A 21599-nucleotide genomic window follows, 5' to 3' on the forward strand; every position below is an offset into this window, starting at 1 on the left:
CGGCCCCGCCGCGGCAGGGTCAACCCGCAGAGGTCGCACGAATTGGGGCACTCACGCTCGGCGCCGGGTCGGCCCGGGGCGTGAGCATGAACAACTGGTACGGGCAGTTGTCGGGATGCCAGGCGTTGTAGGAGCGCATGGTCAGCGCCATCTGCCCGCCGGTCTCCGGGTCCCGCACCAGAACCAGTGAATCGTTGAACTGCTCTTCACTGAGGTCGGTGGTCCAGAATCGCTCGAACTCCGGATTCACCCGGCAGGTTTCCAGAATCTGCGCGAGCCGCTCCGGAGCGACGGTCCCCGGCGCGTTCACCCGCAGGATGAACAGCAGCCGATGCACGATCAGCTCCCAGTTGATCAGCACCTCCCGCGCGATCGGCTCGGTCATCATCTGCTCGATGACATTCGCGGGCCGCTCGGCTTCCGCATGCGTGGGAAGCAGCCACGGAAACGCCTCCCGCGCGGCCTGGTTCGCCGCCAAGATCTCGTACTCGGGCGTCCGGTGATAGAACGCCGGAAACGGCAAAGCCTCCAAATGCTCGATATCCTCGGCCCGCAACGCCGGCGGCCACACCCCCGCCTCCACCGCGGAGGCCATCGGCAGCGCCAGCGAAGCCATTTTGCGCAACAACCACGCGGGCGCGTCCATGGCCCGGGACCAGTCCGCCAGCCGCTCCGGCGACATGGGGCGTTCACCGTTCTCGAGCTTGCGATAGAGGGACAGGCTCACGAACATGCGTCGCGCCACGTCGTCCTGGGTCAATCCCAGATGCTCGCGCCGGTAGCGCATGAACATGCCGAGCATGGGCTGCTCCGGCGCGGGCCGACTCTCACCGGACACCATCGGTCCACCTCCTCGGGGCGGGTCAGTCGATCGCGAAAGGATCGACAGTGGGGGTGCCGGGCGTGCGCGGCGTGAGCATGAACAGCTGGTAGGAGCAGTCCTGAGGGAGGGACGGGTTGTACGAGCGCATGGTGAGGGACATGATCTCGCCGGATTCGGGATGACGGACCTGCACCAGGGAGTCGTTGAACACGTACTCCTCCATGGGGGTGTTCCACATTCGCTCGAACTCCGGGTTCACGCTGCAGGTTTCGATGATCTGCGCGAGCCGCTCCGGGGCGATGATGCCGGGCGAGAGGACACGCAGTCCGAACACCAGCCGATGCGCGATGGTGTCCCAGTTGACCAGCAGTTCCCGCATCTCGGGGACGGTCAGCATCTGCTCGATGACGTTCACCGGGCGCCCCGCGCCGGCACCCGCGGGCGCCAGCCACGGAAACGCCGCCGTCGCAGCCTCGTTGGCCGCGAGCACCTCGTATTCCGGGAAGCGGTGGAAGTACGCGGGGTACTGGAGGGCCCGCAGGTGGTCGAGGTCTTCCTGACGCAGTTCGGGCGGCCAGGCCCCGCGGGCGATCGTCATGATCTTCGGAACCGCCAGAGTGACCATCTTCTCGAGCATCCACATCGGCGCTTCGGTGGCGACGCACCAGTCCTCGAGCCGCTCCGGGGTCAGCGCGCGCTCGCCGCTCTCCAGCTTCCGGTAGAGGGAGAGCGAGACGAACATGCGCCGCGCGATCTCCTCCTGGGTGATGCCGAGGGTCTCGCGCCGGTAGCGCAGGTACATCGCGAGCAGCGACGGTTCGGGTTCGATGTCCATCATGCGAGCGCGAAGGGGTCGACGGTGGCGGTGCCGGGGGTTCGCGGCGTGAGGACGAACAGCTGGTAGGAGCAGTCCTGGGGGTGATAGGCGTTGTAGGCGCGCATGGTGAAGTGCCTGATCTCGCCGGCTTCCGGATCGCGGATCAGCATCAGCGAATCGGTGTAGAGGTCCTCGTCCATGGGGCTGTTCCACATGCGCTGGAACTCCGGATCGGCGTGGCAGGTCCGGATGATCTGCGCGAGCCGTTCGGGGGCGATGACGCCGGGCGAGAGGACGCGGAGGGTGAACAGCAGCCGGTGCGCCACGGTGTCCCAGTTGACCAGGGACTCACGCGCTTCGGGCACGGTCATCATCTGTTCGATGACGTTCACCGGGCGCTCGGAACCCTCGGGCGCGGGGGCCAGCCAGGGAAACACGGCGGTCGCCGCCGAATTGGCCGCCAGCACCTCGTATTCGGGGAACCGATGGTAGAAGGCCGGGTAGGGCAGGGCGTGGAGATGATCGAGGTCTTCCCGACGCAGCACCGGCGGCCACACTCCCCGCGCCACCGTCGCGATCTTCGGCATCGTGAGCGAGACCATTTTCTCGAGCATCCAGCTCGGCGCGTCCATGACGGCGCACCAGTCCGAGAGCCGCTCGGCGGTGAGCGCGCGTTCCCCGCTCTCGAGCTTCCGGTACAGCGAGAGGCTGACGAACATGCGCTTGGCGGTTTCCTCCTGGGTGATGCCGAGCGTCTCGCGCCGATACCGCATGTAGATCCCGAGCAAGGGTTGTTCGGGGATCGAGTCGAACACTCCTAGCACCTGTCGTCCACCCTTCCGGAAATCTTCCGTCAGCCTACGGTCCGGTGCAGGTCACAGTGACGCGGGACCCGGTTGAGAGGACAACCGCAGGAGACTGATGGCATGCGATGTCAATACCGGGGTGGGGCGGCTTCGACGGGGGCTCGATAATGGGGATCTGAAGTGTTGACAGTTCAGTCAGGGAGGTTTGGATGCGGGGTTGGGGTGGGTCGGCCGCGGGGTTGCAGCGCACGGACTTCGATCAGCGGCATCGGGCCGCCCGGGAGGCGGTACTCACCTCGCAGCGGGGGCGGTTGCTGGAGGCGATGGTGGAATGCGTTGAGGGGAAAGGGTATTACGCGGTCACATTGAGCGATATCGTGGCGCGGGCCCGGGTATCGCGCAGTACGTTCTACGAGCACTTCAGCAATAAGGAAGAGTGTTTCGTGGAGGCGGTGCGGACGGCTTCGGACATCATCGCGACTCGGATCGCCGATGAACTGGGGCAGTTGCCGACCGATGCGGGGGCGCACGAGCGGATCGAGTCCATCGTGGTGACATTCTGCGAAACCGTGGCCTCCGAGCCGGATTTCGCGCGGCTGATGCTGGTCGAGGCGTTCAAGGTGGATCAGCAATCGGTGGCGCTGCGGGATCTGTCGGTGGATCGGTTCGCGGATCTGTATCGCGCGTTCTATGCCGAGGCACGGGTAACCGATCCGAGCCTGCCGGTGATCGCGAACGAACTGTTCGCGCTGATCCCGGACGCGATCGGGGAGCGCACGCGGCGGGTCATCGTCGCCGAGGGGGCGCATCGGGTGCCCGAATTGGCGCCGCTGTTCGTGGAATTCGTGAACGCGGTATTGGGGCTGCCCGAACGCGCCTGACGCGTGAACTCACTCACAACAGGGGGCCTCGTCCTGCCATATCCGGACCATGCCGAAGGCGCATGACCGAGGATAGCCGGATGTTCACTTGCATTGCCGGAGAAGGTCAAACCCCCATTTCAGCGCGACCTCGGCGAGGCTGGCTGCACTGAGGGCTTTTCTGTCACCGCCGGTAACAGTAAGCGACTGTTCACCTTTCGTCCCAGACGGTTACACGGAACGCGACAGTTCCCCAAGCTGGTTACCCTCGGGTAGCCTCAGCGCATCCGAGCTTGACGATCACAGTCGATCACCTTTCCCCCCAACGCTTTTCAGCCTCCCCAGTTTCAGGAGTCCCCTGTGCCGCAATCTCGATTCGAATCGATCGGCGCCTATCTGCCCGAGAACCGGGTCACCACAGCAGAACTCGTCGCGCGATTGAAGGAGGCTCCCGAATTCGATCTCGAACGAATTACGGGAGTCAAGGAACGCCGCTTCCGCGACACGCGTCCGGAGAGCCGCGAGGATTCCTTCGCGCTCGCCATGAAGGCGGTCGAGGACTGCCTGTCCAGGTCGTCGTACGCCGCGGGCGATCTCGACATCATCATCTCCACCTCCATCACCCGCAGCAAGCACGGCACCAAGATGTACATGGAGCCGTCCTTCGCCGGCACGATCGCCCGCGCCATCGGCGCCCGCGAGGATGTCATCGCATTCGATCTCTCGAATGCGTGCGCCGGCATGATGAGTGGCGTCTACATTCTCGACCGCATGATTCGCAGCGGCGCCGTGAAACGCGGCATCGTGGTCAGCGGTGAGGCCATCACGCCGATCGCGGAAACCGCGGTCAATGAAATCTCCAGCAAATACGATCTGCAATTCGCCTCGCTCACCGTCGGCGATTCCGGCGCGTGCGTGGTGCTGGACGAAGCCGTCGACGACAACGACGTGATCCACTACATCGAACTCACCACCGCGTCGGAGTTCTCCCACCTCTGTCTGGGAATGCCGAGCGACAAGTCCAACGGCGTCGCGCTGTACACCGACAACCGGAAGATGCACAACGAGGCCCGGTTCCTGCTGTGGACCGACACCCAGCGCAATTTCATGGAGGCGCAGGGCTTCACCTTCGCCGACGAGGGCTTCGACTACATCATCCACCACCAGTTCGGCGCGGCCGCGATCCCGTTCATGAACGCCATCGCCGAACGCGAATTCGGCCACCCCATGCCGCCGGACCTGAATGTCATCGAGAAGTACGGAAACACTTCCAGCACTTCCCATTTCATCGTGCTGCACGATCAGCTGAGCCAGCAGAACCTGGCCGCCGGATCGAAGATCCTGATGATTCCCGCGGCGTCGGGCGTCGTCGGCGGATTCCTGTCCACCACCATCTCGTCGCTGAAGGTCTGAGGTACCGCCATGGGTGTGCGCATCAAATCCACCGGAATCGCCCGGGACACCGACACTTTCAGCATCGTGGAGCTCAGCGGCCGGGCCGCGCGCCGGGCGATGGAGAGCGCCGGGGTGGAGCCCGGACAGGTCGGGGTCATGATCAACGCGGGCATCTTCCGCGACAGCAATACCGTCGAGCCCGCCGTCTCGGCGTTGATCCAGAAGGCCGCGGGCATCGGCCTCGACTACGTGAAGGAGGACCCCCGGTCCTTCTCCTTCGACCTGATGAACGCCGGCACCAGCGTGCTCAATGCCGTGCAGGTGGCCCAGGCGGTGCTGGCGACCGGCAGCGCCGAGCACGTGCTGATCGTCTCCGGTGACACCCACCCGTCGATGACCCGCGCGGCCGCCGACGACGAATTCCCCTACGCCACCGCCGGCGCCGCGCTCCTGCTGGAGCAGACCGGCGAGCCCGAGGGCTTCGGCCAGGTGCACACCCGGGCCGCCGCGGGCACCCCCGGCCTGGAGTCGTACGTGGACACCGAGACCATGGGCGACCGCGGCCGCGGCCTGATGACGGTGGACCGTGAGCCGGACTACCTGGACCGGCTGCTCACGGTCGCCGCCGACGCCGCCCGCGCCGCCCTCGCGGGCGGTGACGTGGAGGAGACCACCACCGCCCTGATCGCCGCCACCCCGAGCGACGACTTCCCGGCCCGCCTGGCCGAGGAGCTGGGCATCGCCCCGGACGCGGTGTTCCTCCCGGACCTGTCCCAGGGCGACCCGCACACCGCGTCGCTGTCGCTGGCGTATCACGCTGCCGCCCAGGCGGAATCGCTGACCGGGTACCGCGATGTGCTGTTCGTGGCGGCGGGCGCGGGCCCGTCGGCGGCCGCCGTCGTGTACCGCCTACCCGCCGTGGTCGGGGCCGCGGCGTGACCACCGCGACCTATTGGCAGGCCATCGACCGCTTCCGTGCGGTGGTGGCCGCCGATCCGGACCGTGAGGCGGTGATCTACCCCGCGGGGAAGACCGCCTCCGGCCTGCCGGACTACCGCCACCTCACCTACCGCGAGCTCGACGAGTGGTCCGACACCATCGGCCTGCACCTGGCCGCCGCCGGGGTGGGCCGCGGCACCCGCACCATCGTGCTGGTGCTGCCCAGTCCGGAGCTGTACGCGATCATGCTGGGGCTGTTGAAGATCGGCGCCATCCCGGTCGTGATCGATCCGGGCATGGGTGTGCGCAAGATGCTCAACTGCCTGCGCGCGGCGAACGCGGAGGCGTTCATCGGCATCCCGCAGGCGCACGCGGCGCGGGTGCTGTTCGCCAAGTACTTCCGCAATGTGCGGGTGACGCTGACCGTGGGCCCGCGCTGGTTCTGGGGCGGGCCGACCCTGCGCAGCTGGGACGCCCCGGTGACGGCGAGCCGGTTCGGCACCCGGTTCCGCAGCGACGCCGCCGGTCCGGTCGGCGCGAAAGTGGCTGCGCGACTGGAGGAACTGCTCGCCTCCGTCGCCGACTCGCGGCGGCCGTCCGGTGAGCACCGCGCCCCGTTCGACGCCTTCACCCTGCGTGAGCGGGTGCCCGCGCCCGCCGACGAGGTGCTGCTCATCGCCTACACGACCGGCTCGACCGGCCCCGCCAAGGCGGTGGAGATGACGCACGGCAATCTCAGCGCCATGGTCGAGCAGGTGCACGCCGCCCGCGGCCGGGTGGAGCCGGGCACCTCGCTGATCACGCTGCCGCTGGTCGGCATTCTCGACATGCTCCTCGGATCCCGGTGTGTGCTGCCGCCATTGGTGCCCAGCAAGGTCGGTTCCACCGATCCCGCGCACGTGGTGGACGCGATCAACCGGTTCGGGGTGAAGACCATGTTCGCCTCCCCGGCCGTGCTGATCCCGCTGCTGCGGCACCTGGAGACTCACCGGACGCCGGTGCCGACGCTGCACAGCATCTTCTCCGGCGGCGCGCCCGTCCCGGACACCTGCATCGCCGGGCTGCGCCGGGTGCTGCCCGCGGACGCGGAGGTGTACGCCGGGTATGGCTCCACCGAGGCGCTGCCCATGTCCACCATCGAATCCCGCGAGCTGCTGGCCGGTCCGGCCGATCGCGCCCGCCTCGGCGAGGGCACCTGTGTGGGCCGTCCCGCCGAAGGGGTGCGCGCGCGGCTGGTCGCCATCACCGACGACCCGATCCCGACCTGGGCGCACGCGCAGGCCCGCGAGACCGAGCTGGCCGCCACCCGCGGCATCGGCGAACTGGTGGTGGCCGGGCCGAACGTGAGCACCCGCTACTACTGGCCGGAGTCGGCGAACGCGGCGGGCAAGATCCAGGACGGTGAGACGGTGTGGCATCGCACCGGCGACCTGGCCCGTATCGACGGCGAGGGCCGGATCTGGTTCTGCGGACGCAAGAGTCAGCGGCTGCAGACCGCCGCGGGACCCATGTTCTCGGTGCAGGTGGAGCAGGTCTTCAACGCCGTGCCCGGCGTGGCCCGGACCGCGCTGGTCGGCGTGGGCGAGCGGGGCGCGCAGCGGCCGGTGCTGTGCGTCGAGACCGTACCGGGCGCGGATCCCGCGGCCGTGACGGCCGGGCTGCGCGCGCGGGCGGCCGAATTCACGGTCACCGCAGCGGTTTCCACGTTCCTGTTCCACCCGAAGTTCCCGGTCGATATCCGACACAATGCCAAGATCGGCCGCGAGCAGCTCGCGGTCTGGGCGGCGGAGCGGCTCGGAAAGGACGAACGACGATGAAGGTGCTGGTACTACGGGCGATTCCGGTGCTGGGCTGGCTGTATCTCGCCGTGGGCGTGCTGCTCGCGGCGGGGGATCGCGCCCCGGAGAACCGGCTGTTGCGCGCGGTGTTCTGGATCGACGCGTTCCTGAGCGTCGTGGTGCACGCGGCCCAGATCCCGGCCGCCCTGCGCGCCACCGCGGACAGCGGGCACTCGCCGGTCAAGACGGCGGCCATGACCCAGATCTTCGGGATCACCTGGTGGAAGACGCAGGAGGCCGCATGACCGGGTCAGGCGCGGAGCAGGCAGCGTGCATGACCACGCAGCGCTCCCGGGCACGCGGAAAGGACAGGGCGTGAAGGCATTGGTGACGGGCGCTTCCGGATTCCTGGGCGGGGCGCTGGTGCGCCGCCTGGTCCGCGACGGCGACTACGAGGTGGCCATTCTGGCCCGGCCGACCAGCAACCTGCGCGATCTGTCGGAGGTGCTGGATCGGGTGGAGGTCGTCACCGGCGACCTCACCGATCAGGGGTCCCTGGACCGCGCCACCAAGGGCGTGGACGTGGTCTTCCACAGCGCCGCACGGGTGGACGATCGCGGCACGCGCGACCAGTTCGTCGCCGAGAACGTCACGGCCACCGAGAATCTGCTGCGGGCGGCGAAGCGCAATGGCGCTGCGCGGTTCGTGTTCGTGTCCAGCCCGAGCGCGCTCATGGACCGCGACGGCGGCGATCAGGTCGATATCGACGAATCGGTGCCGTACCCGAGCCGCTACCTGAACCACTACTCCGAGACCAAGGCCGCGGCCGAACGCCTGGTCCTGGCCTCGAATACGGACGGGTTCACCACGTGTGCGCTGCGGCCGCGCGCCATCTGGGGCGCGGGCGACCGGTCCGGGCCGATCGTGCGGCTGCTGGGCCGGGCGGGCGAAGGGTCGCTGCCGGACCTGTCCTACGGCAGGCACGTGTACGCCTCGCTGTGTCACGTGGACAATATCGCCGAGGCCTGCGTGCTGGCCGCGCGCAGCGAGAACGCCGGCGGCAAGGCGTATTTCGTCGCCGACGCCGAACGCACCGACGTGTGGGGCTTCCTCGGCGAGGTGGCCACCGGTCTCGGCTACCCGAAGCCGACCCGGCAGCCGAATCCGAAGGTCCTCGCCGCGATCGTGGCCACCATCGAAACCGTCTGGCGCGTACCGTTCGTCGCCACCCGATGGTCGCCGCCGCTGTCCCGGTACGTGGTCGCGCTGATGACCCGCACCGCGACCTACGACACCTCCGCCGCCGCCCGCGATCTCGGCTACCGGCCGATCGTGGACCGCGAGACCGGCCTGGCCGGTTTCCTGACCTGGCTCGAAAGCCAGGGCGGCGCGGTGGCATTGAACGCGCAGATCTAACGCATCGAGACGATCCAGGCAGGTAGACCCATGTTCCGCCGTCCCATCTCCCCCACCGAACTCATCTACTTCCCGATGCGGGATCTGGCTCCGCCGTTCCTCATGCAACTGGTGGTGGAGGGCACGGGCAGCATCGACCCGGAGACGCTGCGGCGCGCGGTCGCCACCGCCGCCGCCGCGAACCCGGGCGCGCGCCTGGTGCGCGACGGCCGCCACTGGGTGGACAGCGGACGCGCACCCGGCGTGCGCGTGGTCGAGCACACGCTGCGCTACCCCGCGCTGGAAGCGGATCCGGTGCTGACCAGCCCGATCGGGCCGACCCCGGACGCCACGGTGGAGGTGCTGCTGCTCACCGGCACGACCACCGCCCTGGTCTTCCGGGTGTTCCACGGCGTCATGGACGGCATGGGCATGGTCATGTGGACCACCGACGTGCTGCGGGCGCTGCGCGGCGAGGAGCCGGTGGGCGCGGCCGACCCGATCGCCGACGCCGAACTGGTGAAGCGGATCGGCGCGCCCGGGCGGCCCACCCTCATGCTGCCGCGCTTCCGGTCGGCGACCGGACACGGCCGCCAGGAGCGTGGCGAGCACCGGCATCTGTTGCGCACCAGGACCATTCACGCGACCGGGCCGGGCACGCTGATGCGGGTGGCGGCCATGCTGGCCGATGAGGGCGGGCCCGTCTCGCGGATCATGATCCCCGTCGACATCCGACGCCACGACCCGGAGCTGCGGTCGACCGCGAATCTCGCGCTGCCGCTGTTCCTGGACGCGCGGCCGGGCATGGACTGGCGGCAGCTCAACGAGATCAAGCGCGCGGGGCTCGCGGAGAACCGCGAACTGAACCAGATGGACAACGGCGGGCTGAAGTACCTGCCGCAGGCCGCCGGACGCGGACTGCTGCGCGTCCTCAACGCCCTGGGCTCGCGGACGGGCCTGAACCTGGCCTCCGCCACCGTCTCCCACATGGGCCGCTACGACCTCGACGCCCTCGCCGTCCCCGGTTTCGCACCCACCGCCATCAAGGTGATGCCGCAGCACAGCGTCGCCATGCCACTGCTCATCGGCATGACCGAATGCGGCGGCCGCACCGAGCTCACCGTCTCCGCGCGCAGCGGCCGCGGCGTGCCCGAACGCCTGGACGCACTACTGGACCGCATCGTCCGGACGCTGGAAAGCGAACTCGCCCAGCAACCGTCGACCGCTCACAACTAGGGACCGAGCCCACCGGGGTGTAGCGGCGACGCCGCCGAGCGCGTCCGGCCTGGCCACAGTGCCCGGCCCGCCGCGCTCACCCGCTCGCGCACAACAGGATCGGAGTGCCCATGACCACCACCGGCAATTCCACCGAGGCCACCGGAGCTGGGATCGAGGGCGACTCGCCCGGCGCCACCGGCGGGCCCGCCCAGCCGACCGACTACTCGGCCACAACCGAATCCGGGGCGGCCGGCGGACAATCGCGCGGTGGCGTGGCATCCGGTGATCAGGCGGCGGTCGGCGGTCTCGTCGCCGCGTGGGCGCGCGTGGTGGTCGCCCGGCCGAAGACCGTGCTGGTGGTGGCGGTGTTGTTCGCACTGGCCTGCGGGGTGTTCGCGACCGGACTGCAGCAGCGGGTGAGTTCGGCGGGATTCGTGGTGCCGCGCAGTGAATCCACGGAGGTGGACGCCTGGGTCACCGAGCGGCTCGGGCCGCAGAATCCGGATGTCATCGCCGTGTACACCGCGCCCGAAGGGCAGTCGCTGGCGGATATCGGGCCACGGGTGACGGCGGCCATCGCGTCCATCGACCCGGCGCTGTTGCGGCGGCCCGTCGAAAGCTATTGGAGCAGTGCGCGATCGCAGTATCTGCGGTCGGCCGACGGGCGGCAGGCGGTCGCCGTGGTGTTCTCGGCGGGCGACGACAACCAGCGGGTGGCCGAGTATCCGAGAATCGCTGCCGCGCTGCGGGTCGACGGGCTCGACACCAAGCTGACCGGGTACAGCGCGCTCGCCGACACGATCAGCACGCAATCACGGGACGATCTGGTACTGGCCGAATCCATTTCGATCCCCTTGACGGCGTTGGTGCTGGTTCTGGTGTTCGGCGGTGTGGTGGCCGCCGCGCTGCCGGTGGCGATCGGCACCCTGGCGGTGATCGGGGCGCTGGGCGCGGTCGGGCTGATCGCGAGGCTCACCGAGGTCAGCGTGTTCGCCATGAACGTGGTGTCGCTGCTGGGCCTCGGATTGGCCATCGACTACGGGCTTTTCATCGTCGGACGGTTCCGGGAGGAACTCGCGCGCGGAACCGGCGTGGAGGCGGCGGTGACCCGCACGCTGGGCACGGCCGGGCGCACGGTGCTGTTCTCGGCGCTGCTGCTCATGTGCGCGTTCGCGGGGACGTTCGTCTTCCCGCTGGCGGTGCTGCGTTCGCTCGGGATCGGGGCGATCGCGGCGGTGGGGCTGGCCGCCGCGCTGTCGGTGACCGCGCTGCCCGCCATACTGGCGCTGCTCGGTCCGCGGATCGGCAAGTGGAGCTGGCGCGCGGACGCCTTCGATCGTTCCGAGGCTCGGGCGCAACGGTTCTGGGGTGGCGTCGTCACCGCGGTCATGCGGCGGCCGGGCGTGATCGCCCCCGCCGTCGGCGCGATCCTGCTGGTGCTGGCCGCGCCGCTGACCGGTGTCCGGCTCGGCGACATCGACCACACCGCCCTGCCCGCGGGCAATGAAACGCGGGTCGCCGTCGAGGAACTGACGGCGCACTTCCCCGCCGCCAATAGCGGGGCCACCATCCTGGTCCGCGAAACCGGCGGCGGCACACCGACTCAGGCCGTGGTCAGCCGCGCGCTGCGGGAGATCGGCGGCGTGTCCGGAGTCCGGCAGGCGCTGGCCCTCGATACCCGCGACGACACCGTCATCGTGCACGCCGCGCTCGCCGCCCCGGACCGCTCACCGCGCGCCCAGGACATCGTGCGCGACCTGCGGGACCTGCATCCGGACGGACTCGAGCTGCGGGTCGGCGGCGAGAGCGCCACCACGGTCGACAGCATCGCGGCGGTGCTCGATCGGCTCCCGCTCATGATCGCGGTCATGGTGGCCGTCACGCTGCTCATGCTGGCGGTGGCGTTCCGCTCGATCGTGTTGCCGCTCAAGGCCGTCCTCATGGCCTTCCTCAGCCTGGCCGCCACCTTCGGCGTGCTCACCTGGATCTTCGATCAGGGGCATCTGGCGGGTGCGCTGCACGTCAGCGTCGGCCCGCTGTCCGCGGGGATGATGGTCCTCATCATCGCGGTCGTGTTCGGGCTCTCCACCGACTACGAGGTGTTCCTGCTGTCGCGCATGGTGGAAGCGCACGACGCGGGCGCGGACACCGAGACCTCGGTGCGCGTCGGAACCGTGCGGACCGCGCGCGTGATCACCGCCGCCGCGACGCTGCTCGTGCTCATCACCGGCGCGTTCACGCTGTCGCCGCTCACGCCCATGCGGTTCCTCGGCCTGGGCATGGTGATCGCGCTGATCATCGACGCCACCCTGGTCCGCATGCTGCTGGTCCCGGCGCTGGTGAAACTGATGGGGCCCGCCAACTGGTGGACCCCGGGTCAGGGACGGAGGCGGACCGGCAGCGCGGTGAGTCCCCGCACGATCAGCGACTTGCGCCAGGACAATTCGGCGTCGGTCGCGAGCACCAGGTCCGGGTAGGCCGCGAGCAGGCGGGTCAGCGCGACCCCACCCTCCATGCGCGCCAGCGGAGCGCCGACGCACCGGTGGACGCCGTAGCCGAAGGCGAGATGGTTCTTGTCGGCGCGGTCCAGGTCCACCCGGTGCGGGTCGTCGAAGCGCGACGGGTCGCGGTCGGCGGCGGCCATCGACACCAGAACCCGCTGACCCGCGGGGATTTCGATGCCGCCGACGGTGACCGGGGCGGTCGTGTAGCGGAAGGTGCCCTCGCCGGCCGGGGACTCGAAGCGCAGGACTTCCTCCACGAAATCCGCCATCCGGCCCGGGTCCGCGGCGAGAGCGGCCCGGACTCCGTTGTCGGTCAACAGGATCGCGACGGCATTGGAGATCAGGTTCACGGTGGTCTCGAAACCCGCGATCAGCAGCAGGAACACCATGCTGATCAGCTCGCGTTGGGAGAGCCGGTCGCCGTCCTCACTGGCCGAGATCAGTTCGGACAGCAGGTCATCGGCGGGCAGTTGCTGCTTGGCGCGGATCAATCCGTCGATATAGCCGAGGAATTGGCCGACGGCGGCGCCACGGGCCTCGGGGGTCTCGTCATTGGAGACCAGGGTCGTGGACCAGGCGCGAAAGCTGTCGCGGTCCGCGTTGGGCACGCCCAGCAGTTCACAGATCACCAGCATGGGCAGCGGGAACGCGTAGCGGTCCAGCAGATCCTGCTCGGTCGCGGCGTCCTCGGCCAGCCCGGCCAGCAGACCGTCGGCCAATTCGGTGATGCGCGGCGCCAGTTCGCGCACCGCGCGACCACTGAACGCGCGATTCACCAGCGCCCGCAGCCGGGTGTGCTCCGGCGGGTCGTAGAACAGCATCATGTCGCCGAACATGGCCGCGCCGCCGGCATCACCACCGAGCGCGGCCTGCGCGCCCGGCGATGTGAGGGCCTTGCTGACGGCGGGATCCAGGAAGACGGCCTTCGCCGCCTCGTAATCGGTGACCAGCCAACCGGTCCCGCCGTCGGGGAAGCGCACGAAATGCGCCGCGCCGCGCGCCCGCAACAGGTCGTACGCGTCGTGCGGCCGCTGATAGAAATCGTCGCTCAACTCGAACGGTTCCAGCACCAATTCACTTGCCGGAGCGGCCGTCTCATGCACCATGAACGGGGACTGTAACAGCGGCCCGCCGGGCCGGGCGCGGCATCGGCGCACCCCTTCCAGTGGGCACACTGGCCAGACAATCGCGGTCCGAACACCGACCCGCACAGTGCTATTCGGCGGAACGAGACGCCAGCACCGCGTCGTACAGCTCGCGACGCGACGCCCCGGTGGCGGCGGACACCTCCGCGCACGCGTCCTTCAACCGCAGCCCCGACTCGATCAGGGCTTCGACCTGGCCGACCAGATCGGCGGGCTCGGCCGAAACGGGCTGCGCGCCTTCGAGAACCACGGTGATCTCACCGCGCGCCCCCTCGACGGCCCAGGCGGCCAGCTCCGCCAGCGTGCCGCGCACGACCTCCTCGTAGGTCTTGGTGAGCTCCCGGCAGACCGCGGCGCGCCGGGTCGGGCCGAGCACCTCGACCGCGTCGGCCAGGCAGTCGGCGAGCCGGTGCGGGGCCTCGAAGAACACCACCGCGCGGGCTTCCGAGGTCAGCGTGCGCAGCCACTCCTTGCGCTGCCCGGACTTGCGGGGCGGGAACCCGTCGAAACAGAAGCGTTCGACGGGCAGGCCGGACAGGGCCAGCGCGGTGGTGACCGCGGACGGCCCGGGCAGGCAGGTGATCGGCAGGCCGTGCTCCACGCACGCCGCCACCATCCGATAACCGGGATCGCTCACCGACGGCATGCCCGCGTCGGTGACCAGCAGCACCGTCTTCCCGGACTCGATCTCCTCGAGCAGCATCGGGATGCGCGCGGTCTCCACGTGGTCGTAGAAGCTCACCACCCGGCCGGAGATCTCCAGCTCGAGCGCCTTCGCCAGCGACCGCGTCCGCCGGGTGTCCTCGGCCGCCACGATGTCGGCGGTGGCGAGCGCGTCCCGCAATCGCCGCGAGGCGTCACCGATATCGCCCATCGGCGTCGCCGCCAGGACCAGCCGGCCCGGCGCACCGGACCCGGCGCTCATCTGTTCCGCTGTTCCACTCCGAGACACCCGCCGAACCTACCGGCGCGGGCGCGCGAACCCCGGCCGGGGGCCGCCACCGGAGTGGCGGCGGCTCACCGGAAGGCGACTCGAGGGGCGCGACCGCTTACGATCGACGGCGTGACCCAGGTAACCGACGTGCGACCGTCAGCGGTTCAGGCGGAGACGGCGGCGCTGTCGAGTCCCGCTCCGCTGGCGCCCTCACCCGATTTCGGGCCCACGGACTGGGCACGGGGCTGGGTGGTCACGCTGTTCCTCACCGCGATCGCGGGCATCACCCGGTTCCTGCTGCTGAACTATCCGACCGACCTGCACACGCCGGTCTTCGACGAGAAGCACTACGCGCCGCAAGGCTGGCAGGTGCTCACCAACGGCGGCGTCGAGGACAACCCGGCCTACGGGCTGGTGGTGCACCCGCCGGTCGGCAAGCAGATGATCGCGCTCGGCGAGGCCATCTTCGGATACGGGCCGTGGGGCTGGCGGTTCACGGCCGCCGTCTCCGGAACGCTGCTGGTGCTGCTGGTGATCCGCATCGTGCGGCGGATGACCCGATCCACCCTGATCGGCGCGTTCGCGGGCATCGTGCTGATCTGCGACGGACTCACCTTCGTGTCCTCGCGCATCGGCATGCTCGACATCTTCCAGGCGCTGTTCGTCACCGCGGCCTTCGGCTGCCTGGTGGTGGACCGCGACGACATCCGCGCCCGCATCGCGCTGGTCGCCGCCGAGGGACGCATCGACGACACCGAATACGGGCCGCGGTTCGGCGTGCGCTGGTGGCGGTTCGGCGCGGGCCTCATGCTCGGACTGGCCTGCGGCACCAAATGGTCCGGCGCGTACTGGATCGTCGGGTTCGCGGCGCTGTCACTGGCGTTCGACCTGGCCGCGCGACGCGGGTATCGGGTGAAGAAGCCCTGGGAGGGCGTGGCCCGGCGCGACCTCGGGCCCACCGTCTACGCGCTGATGGTCGTACCGGTGTTCGTCTACCTCATGTCCTTCTGGGGCTGGTTCGCCAGCGAGACCAGCTACGACCGGTACGCGGTCGGGTCGAAGGTCGGTCGCGGCGGGGACTTCTCGTGGGTGCCCGGCGCGTTGCGCGGACTCTGGTACTACGGCGGCGAAGTCCTCAACTTCCACAAGGAACTCACCAACTCCGCGGGCAATCACCATCCGTGGGAATCCAAGCCGTGGACCTGGCCCATGGGACTGCGGCCGATGCTCTACTACTACGCCGACACCAATGTCAGCGGCTGCGGGCAGGCCGCCTGCGTCAAGGCGGTCATGGCGATCGGCACGCCCGCGCTGTGGTGGGTGGTCTTCCCCATGCTCGGGTGGGCGCTGTGGCGCAGCATCGTGCGGCGCGACTGGCGCTACGCCGCCGTCCTGGTCGGGTACGGGGCGGGAATCCTGCCCTGGTTCCTGGACCTGGACCGGCAGATGTACTTCTTCTACGCGGTGCCGCTGGCCCCGTTCCTCGCCATGGGCGTGGCGCTGGCGCTCGGCGACATCCTCGGCCACGCGCCGCCCAGCGGACGGCGGCTCTCGGGCGCGCCGGGCTGGCAGATGTTCACCCCGCCCAGTGAACGACAGGGGCTGGGGCTGCTGCTGGTGTGCCTGTACCTGGCGCTGGTCATCGCCAATTTCATCTGGCTGTGGCCGATCCTGACCGGTATGCCGATCACACCCGGCAACTGGCACGACCACCTGTGGCTGCCCAGCTGGAGGTAGGACCGACGCTCGGCGTCGACCGCCGGAAACTATGGCGCCGTGTCGTTTTCGCCGAGGGCGGCGTGCAGATAGCGCTCAGCGGCATCGTCGTCCAGGCCTAGTCGCCTGATCACCGCCACGTACTCGGTGGCCGCGCGGCCCGCCAGGTCGCGGGTCGGGTCGCCCGAGGACGCGATGAAAGAGCCCAGCCGCCCGCGGGTTTCGAGCATGCCGTCCTGCTCCAGCTCGCGGTAGGCGCGCGCCACCGTATTGGGGGCCAGTTTCAGCGTCGCCGCCAGCGCCCGGACCGTGGGGATCTTGGTGCCCGCGGCGAGCTCACCGGAGCGCACCCGGGCGATGATGCCCTGGCGCAGTTGCTCATACGGCGGGACCGTCGAGTGGTGGTCGACCGGGATGTCCAGCATGGCTTCATCACACCTCGTCACGCGACAACGGGCAGGACAGGCAGCGCGGACCGCCACGGCCGGAACCCAGCTCGGAGCCGGGGATGCGCAGCACCTCGATTCCGGCGTCTTCGAGCCGCGCGTTCGTGTTCTCGTTGCGTTCGTAGGCCACCACCACGCCGGGGGCCAGGGCGAGGGTGTTGTTGCCGTCGTCCCACTGCTCCCGTTCGGCGGTGACGCCGTCCAGGCCGGTGTCGACCACCCGCAGCTTGCCGATGCCCATGGCCTCGGCCGCCACCCGCAGGAAGGGGTCGGGGCCGGAGATGCTCACGCCACCCTCCTCCTTACGAATGGTGAAGGCGCACAATTCGTCCTGGATCGCCGGATACATGACCACGGCGTCGACGTCGACCATGGTGCAGACCGTGTCGAGATGCATGGTCGCACGGGTCTGGGCGATCGGCACGACGAGCACGGTGTGGGCCAGGTCATCCTCGAAGAGACTGCGCGCCAACGCTTCCGCCCCCGCGGCGGTGGTTCGCTCACCCACCCCGACCGCCACCACGCCCGGGGACAGCAGCAGCACGTCGCCGCCCTCGATGGGGGCGGTGTGCGATTCGTAGGCCCGGCGCACACCCAGGAAGCGGGGGTGGAAGGCGTAAATCAGGTCGGTGAGCGAGGTTTCGCGGGCCCGCGCGGGCAGCGCCAGCGAGGTGATCGCCACGCGCGGGCCGACCCAGAACGACGAGTCCCGGGTGAACAGCAGGTTCGGCAGCGGATCGATGACGAAGTCGTGGCCGTGATGCATGCGGCGCACCAGCGAGGTGGCGTCCTGACCGAACGGCAGCTCGTCGAATGTCATGCCGGACATCAGGATCTGCGCCAGCTCCGGGGCGGGCACCCGGCGCAGGTGGGCGGCCAGCTCGTCGGCCAGCACGTGACCGAGCCGGCGGGCGTCCACGGCCCCGGAAATACCCTGGATCCGGGCGGCGCCGCTGCCCTGGATGGTCTCGGTGAGCACATCGGCCAGCAGCAGCACCTCGACCCCGCGGCCACGCAGCACGTCGGCGAAGATGTCGTGCTCCTGCTGGGCGCGCTCCACCCACGGAATGGCGTCGAACAACAGCTGATCGTTGTTGCGCGGGGTGAGCCTGCGCAGCTCGTCGCCCGGGCGGTGCAACAGCACCGTGCGCAGTGCGCCGACCTCCGAGGTCACGGAAAACGGTCGCGCCGTGGGTGCGGCCTTTGTTCCCATGACACGACGGTAGTTGCCCGCGGCACGGATGGCATGCAATTCGCACCCGGGAAAACCTCGAGTCGCCCCGGTGAATCCTCCGGTCGCCGGGTCGCCGCGGCCGGAAACCTGGAGTAATGTTCAGGAATGCAGACCGCGTCGTGGCAGGCGAAGGAGCTGACCCCCGGTCAGCTCGCCCAGCGAGCCGGAGTATCGGTGTCCGCCTTGCACTTCTACGAACGAGAAGGGCTGATCAGCGCCCGCCGGACCAGCGGCAACCAACGCCGCTACTCCCGCGAGACCCTGCGCCGGGTCGCCTTCATCCGCATCTCCCAGCGGGTCGGCATACCGCTCGCCGAGATCCGCCGCGCCCTCGACAACCTCCCCGACGGGCGCAACCCCAGCCGTCGCGACTGGGAGACCCTGTCCACCACCTGGCGCGCCGATCTCGACGACCGAATCGAACAGCTGGTGCGGCTGCGCGACAACCTCACCGGATGCATCGGCTGCGGGTGCCTGTCGCTGGGCGTGTGCAAGATCTTCAATGCCCACGACCACCTGGGCGACGAGGGACCGGGAGCGCGGGTGCTCGACACGCACGCGGCCGAGAACTGCACCAAGCCGGGCGTCTGCGAGCCGACCGCCGATCAGATCTGACCCGGTCGGCCGATCCGCCGCACCGGGTCCGGCGAGTGCGGCCTACCGCCCGGCCCGACGCCGCCGGTCAATCCGCCGTGTTCGCACCCGTCACTTCGCCCTGCCGCCCGGACTTCGACTCCGGCCTGGGCAGGAAGGTGGTGAACAGGTCGTTGGCGCGACGCATGGCGAACTCGTACGGCCAGGCGAACTTGCGGGCCCACCAGTAGCCGAAGCGGATGTCGAACTGGGTGTGGATCAGGTAGGTGCCCTTCTCCACGCCGCGCAGGATCGTCTCGGCCACCTCGTCCGGCGACTTGGCGTGGCGGCGGAAGCGCTTGATCCAGGCCTGGATTCGCGGGTCGTCACGGTCGACGCCGACGATGTCCACGGTCTGCACCAGCGGAGTGTCGACCGCGCCCGGCACCACCAGGTGGACATTGATGTCGTGGCGGGCCAGATCGAAGCGCAGCACCTCCGAGACGCCGCGCAGACCGAACTTGCCGGCGCTGTACGCGGCGTGCCAGGGCAGCGCGAGCAGACCGGCCGCGGAGGACACGTTGACCAGCGCCCCGCCCCGCCCGGCCTCGACCATGGGCGGCACGAAGTTCTCGATCACGTGGATGGGACCCATGAGGTTCACATCCACCATGCGCTTCCAGTGCTTGTGCTCGAGGTTCTCGACGGTGCCCCAGGTGGAGACGCCCGCGATGTTCATCACCACGTCGAGCGAGCCGAGCTGCCCGTGCACCTTCTCCGCGAACGCGGTGACGGCCTCGTAGTCGCTGATGTCGAGGGCGGTGGCCACCTCCACGGCGCCGCCGCCGGAACGGATGGATGCGACGGTGGCGTCCAGCCCCTCGGCGTTCACGTCGGTGAGCACCAGCCGGGCGCCCTTGCGGGCCGCCGCCAGCGCCGTGGCCCGGCCGATGCCGCTCGCCGCGCCGGTAATCAAAGTCTTCTTGCCGCTCAGGCCACGATCACGCACGCCGATCCATCCCTTACTTCGACAGCCCTGTCAGAACCGCACGCTACATCACGAACAATAGTGTTCGCGAGTCGGACGAGTACCGGTTTCGCCCCGATTTCCCGGGGGTTCGAATTATTTCCGGGCAGGTCAGGACGGTCCCGGCAGGACCGACCGGCTGGTACCGGGCAGATCCAGATCCAGCGCGATCCGGCCCGCCGCCAGATGCTCCTCGACCTCCTCGGCCGGCATCGGCCGCGCGATCAGGAAGCCCTGCGCCCGATAACAGCCCAGCGCCACCAGCGTGCGCGCCGCCACTGTGGTCTCCACCCCCTCGCCGACCACGCCGAGACCGAACGAACCAGCCAGCCCCACAATCGATTTCACGATAGCCAGATCATCCGCGCTGGCGCCCAGCCGCTGCACGAACCCGCGGTCGATCTTCACCGCGTCCACCGGCAGCGCCTTCAGATGCGACAGCGACGAATACCCCGTCCCGAAGTCGTCGATCGCGATCTGCACGCCCATCCGCTTGAGCCCGCGCAACGTCACCTGCGTGCGCGCGAGATCCTGCACCACAACATGTTCGGTGATCTCCAGGCACACCGACGACCCGTCGATCCCGTACCGCCGCAGAATCCCCTCCATGGTCTCCACGAAGTCCAGCGAAACCAGCTGCACCGGAGACACATTGATCCGGATCACCACATTCGACGCCAGCCCCCGCCGCCGCCACAACGCGAACTGCTCACTGGCCGTGCGGATCACCCACCGCCCCAGCTCCCCCGCCAGATTCGTGGCCTCCGCCACCCCCACGAACGCCCCCGGCGGCAACAACCCCCGCGTCGGATGCTGCCACCGCACCAACGCCTCCAACGCGACAACCCGCCCCGTCCGCAAATCCACCTCGGGCTGATAGTGCAGCACCAGCGACCCGTCCGACACCGCGCTCCGCAAATTCAGCTCGACGTCGTCCTGCAACTCGAACTGCGCCCGCATGGCATCGGTGAAAACAGCCACCCCATTGCCGCCACTGGACTTCGCCGACAACAGGGCATGATCGGCCCGCCGCAGCACATCGGCGACCGTGGTCTCCCCCGGAATCCCCAGCGCCACACCCACACTCGCCCCGCGACTGACGGTCTCCTCCCCCACCGTCACCCGCCGCCCGATCAACTGCTGAATCCGCGTCGCCTCCGCCCCGGCCGACTCCGCGTCCATCGGCTTCGCGGGCACGATCACGAACTCGTCGCCGCCCAGGCGGGCGATCATGTCGGCAGGATCCAGGTTCTCGCGTAACCGGGTCGAGAGCGAGCGGATGAAATTGTCACCCGCGGTGTGCCCCAAAAAGTCGTTGAGCGCCTTGAGCCGATCCAGATCGAGGAAGAAGGTCGCCACCGGCCCGGCATTACCGGGCCGCAGCCGATCCTCCATGTGCTCCAGCAGCGCGCGCCGGTTCACCAGCCCGGTCAGATCGTCGTGCATGGCGATATATCTGAGCCGCTCCTCGGCCACCACGCGCGCCTGCAACTGAGCGAACAGGGCGGCGATCGCCTTGAGAACATTGAGCTCGCGAGTACTCCACTCGCGGTCGCCCTCTTTGATGAAACCGAGCAATCCGGTCGCTTTGCCACGGGAAACCAGGGGCACCGCGGCGGCAGACACGGCTTCGATTCCGGCGGCTTGGTGAATCAGTCGCTGATAGTCGGCGAATTCGGGGATGGGCCTGATGATGATGGGTTCGACGGTCTCGCCGAACCGTGTCAACGCCTCGGTCGGATCCTCGAGGTCGGCCACCTGCAAGGGATCGATATCCGCGGGCATCGTTCGATGCGGCCACTCCGCGATCAGGACCGAAGCCGCGCGGGTCTCATCCGTGAAACGCAGGAAGCTGAAATCGACATCGAAGTGCTCCACCAGCCAGGCCAGCACACGCTCACTCGCGGCCGCCATCGTGGACGCATCGACCGCCATCAACTCCGAGGCGACCTGGGTCACCAATGAGTCGAGAGTTCGCCGAGGCACCTT

19 protein-coding genes are annotated in these 21599 nt (G+C 69.1%); 10 read left to right on the forward strand and 9 right to left on the reverse strand.

Translation table 11 applies throughout. The annotated features are described in order from the left end of the window. Positions 1–19: 19 nt before the first annotated feature. The 3 genes from ACQPYY_RS29730 to ACQPYY_RS29740 all read right to left on the reverse strand — a co-directional run bounded on the left by ACQPYY_RS29730 (position 20) and on the right by ACQPYY_RS29740 (position 2455). Complete coding sequence (locus tag ACQPYY_RS29730; RefSeq protein ID WP_433591821.1) at positions 20–802, reverse strand: helix-turn-helix domain-containing protein; 783 nt, start codon at positions 800–802, stop codon at positions 20–22. A 61-nt stretch (positions 803–863) separates the two neighbouring features. After that, the gene (locus ACQPYY_RS29735) at positions 864–1658 is read right to left on the reverse strand and encodes a helix-turn-helix domain-containing protein (RefSeq protein ID WP_433591822.1); all 795 of its coding nucleotides are present in this window, start codon (positions 1656–1658) and stop codon (positions 864–866) included. Beyond that, complete coding sequence (locus tag ACQPYY_RS29740; RefSeq protein WP_433591823.1) at positions 1658–2455, reverse strand: helix-turn-helix domain-containing protein; 798 nt, start codon at positions 2453–2455, stop codon at positions 1658–1660. Before ACQPYY_RS29740 ends, ACQPYY_RS29735 begins: the two co-directional genes overlap by 1 nt. Positions 2456–2655: 200 nt before the next feature. Between ACQPYY_RS29740 and ACQPYY_RS29745 the strand changes: the two genes are divergently transcribed. From ACQPYY_RS29745 to ACQPYY_RS29780, 8 genes are all read left to right on the forward strand, one after another. After that, positions 2656–3327, forward strand: a complete 672-nt coding sequence (locus ACQPYY_RS29745; RefSeq protein WP_433591824.1) for a TetR/AcrR family transcriptional regulator — start codon at positions 2656–2658, stop codon at positions 3325–3327. Between the two features lie 339 nt (positions 3328–3666). After that, positions 3667–4719: a 3-oxoacyl-ACP synthase III family protein gene (locus ACQPYY_RS29750; RefSeq protein WP_433591825.1), complete on the forward strand. Its 1053-nt coding sequence runs from the start codon at positions 3667–3669 to the stop codon at positions 4717–4719. A 9-nt stretch (positions 4720–4728) separates the two neighbouring features. Beyond that, positions 4729–5640, forward strand: a complete 912-nt coding sequence (locus tag ACQPYY_RS29755) for a hypothetical protein (protein WP_433591826.1) — start codon at positions 4729–4731, stop codon at positions 5638–5640. Then, complete coding sequence (locus ACQPYY_RS29760; RefSeq protein WP_433591827.1) at positions 5637–7457, forward strand: fatty acid CoA ligase family protein; 1821 nt, start codon at positions 5637–5639, stop codon at positions 7455–7457. Before ACQPYY_RS29755 ends, ACQPYY_RS29760 begins: the two co-directional genes overlap by 4 nt. Further along, the gene (locus tag ACQPYY_RS29765; protein ID WP_379092903.1) at positions 7454–7723 is read left to right on the forward strand and encodes a hypothetical protein; all 270 of its coding nucleotides are present in this window, start codon (positions 7454–7456) and stop codon (positions 7721–7723) included. The genes ACQPYY_RS29760 and ACQPYY_RS29765 overlap by 4 nt, the downstream gene beginning before the upstream one ends. 70 nt (positions 7724–7793) lie before the next feature. Beyond that, positions 7794–8834, forward strand: coding sequence for an NAD-dependent epimerase/dehydratase family protein (locus ACQPYY_RS29770; protein ID WP_433591828.1), 1041 nt, complete (start codon positions 7794–7796; stop codon positions 8832–8834). Positions 8835–8864: 30 nt separating this feature from the next. Continuing rightward, positions 8865–10049 carry a peptide synthetase gene (locus ACQPYY_RS29775; RefSeq protein ID WP_379092897.1) on the forward strand — a complete coding sequence of 395 codons (1185 nt, stop codon included), beginning with the start codon at positions 8865–8867 and terminating at the stop codon, positions 10047–10049. 110 nt (positions 10050–10159) lie between these two features. After that, positions 10160–12508, forward strand: coding sequence for an MMPL family transporter (locus tag ACQPYY_RS29780; RefSeq protein ID WP_433591829.1), 2349 nt, complete (start codon positions 10160–10162; stop codon positions 12506–12508). On the opposite strand, the gene ACQPYY_RS29785 is transcribed toward ACQPYY_RS29780, so the two are convergent. Both ACQPYY_RS29785 and rsmI read right to left on the reverse strand, forming a co-directional pair. After that, complete coding sequence (locus tag ACQPYY_RS29785) at positions 12409–13641, reverse strand: cytochrome P450 family protein (protein ID WP_433591830.1); 1233 nt, start codon at positions 13639–13641, stop codon at positions 12409–12411. The genes ACQPYY_RS29780 and ACQPYY_RS29785 overlap by 100 nt on opposite strands. Positions 13642–13750: 109 nt before the next feature. Then, a complete protein-coding gene (gene rsmI, locus ACQPYY_RS29790) occupies positions 13751–14605 on the reverse strand; it encodes a 16S rRNA (cytidine(1402)-2'-O)-methyltransferase (protein ID WP_379092888.1) in 855 nt (284 codons plus the stop codon). 138 nt (positions 14606–14743) lie between these two features. Between rsmI and ACQPYY_RS29795 the strand changes: the two genes are divergently transcribed. Beyond that, a complete protein-coding gene (locus ACQPYY_RS29795; protein ID WP_433591831.1) occupies positions 14744–16351 on the forward strand; it encodes a dolichyl-phosphate-mannose--protein mannosyltransferase in 1608 nt (535 codons plus the stop codon). Between the two features lie 29 nt (positions 16352–16380). On the opposite strand, the gene ACQPYY_RS29800 is transcribed toward ACQPYY_RS29795, so the two are convergent. Together ACQPYY_RS29800 and arcA are read right to left on the reverse strand one after the other, a co-directional pair. After that, a complete protein-coding gene (locus tag ACQPYY_RS29800) occupies positions 16381–16755 on the reverse strand; it encodes a GntR family transcriptional regulator (RefSeq protein ID WP_357280540.1) in 375 nt (124 codons plus the stop codon). 7 nt (positions 16756–16762) lie between these two features. Beyond that, positions 16763–17989, reverse strand: a complete 1227-nt coding sequence (gene arcA, locus ACQPYY_RS29805; protein WP_433591832.1) for an arginine deiminase — start codon at positions 17987–17989, stop codon at positions 16763–16765. A gap of 126 nt (positions 17990–18115) precedes the next feature. Here arcA and soxR point away from each other — a divergent pair, with 126 nt between their 5' ends. After that, the gene (soxR, locus tag ACQPYY_RS29810; RefSeq protein WP_379092879.1) at positions 18116–18625 is read left to right on the forward strand and encodes a redox-sensitive transcriptional activator SoxR; all 510 of its coding nucleotides are present in this window, start codon (positions 18116–18118) and stop codon (positions 18623–18625) included. Positions 18626–18692: 67 nt separating this feature from the next. Here soxR and ACQPYY_RS29815 read toward each other — a convergent pair whose 3' ends face one another. Both ACQPYY_RS29815 and ACQPYY_RS29820 read right to left on the reverse strand, forming a co-directional pair. Then, entirely contained in the window at positions 18693–19592 is a 900-nt protein-coding gene (locus ACQPYY_RS29815) for an SDR family oxidoreductase (RefSeq protein ID WP_433591833.1), read from the reverse strand. A gap of 129 nt (positions 19593–19721) precedes the next feature. After that, positions 19722–21545: a putative bifunctional diguanylate cyclase/phosphodiesterase gene (locus ACQPYY_RS29820; protein WP_433594764.1), complete on the reverse strand. Its 1824-nt coding sequence runs from the start codon at positions 21543–21545 to the stop codon at positions 19722–19724. Positions 21546–21599 lie beyond the last annotated feature (54 nt).

Source organism: Nocardia sp. CA-145437, from assembly GCF_050956485.1.
GTDB lineage: Bacteria > Actinomycetota > Actinomycetes > Mycobacteriales > Mycobacteriaceae > Nocardia.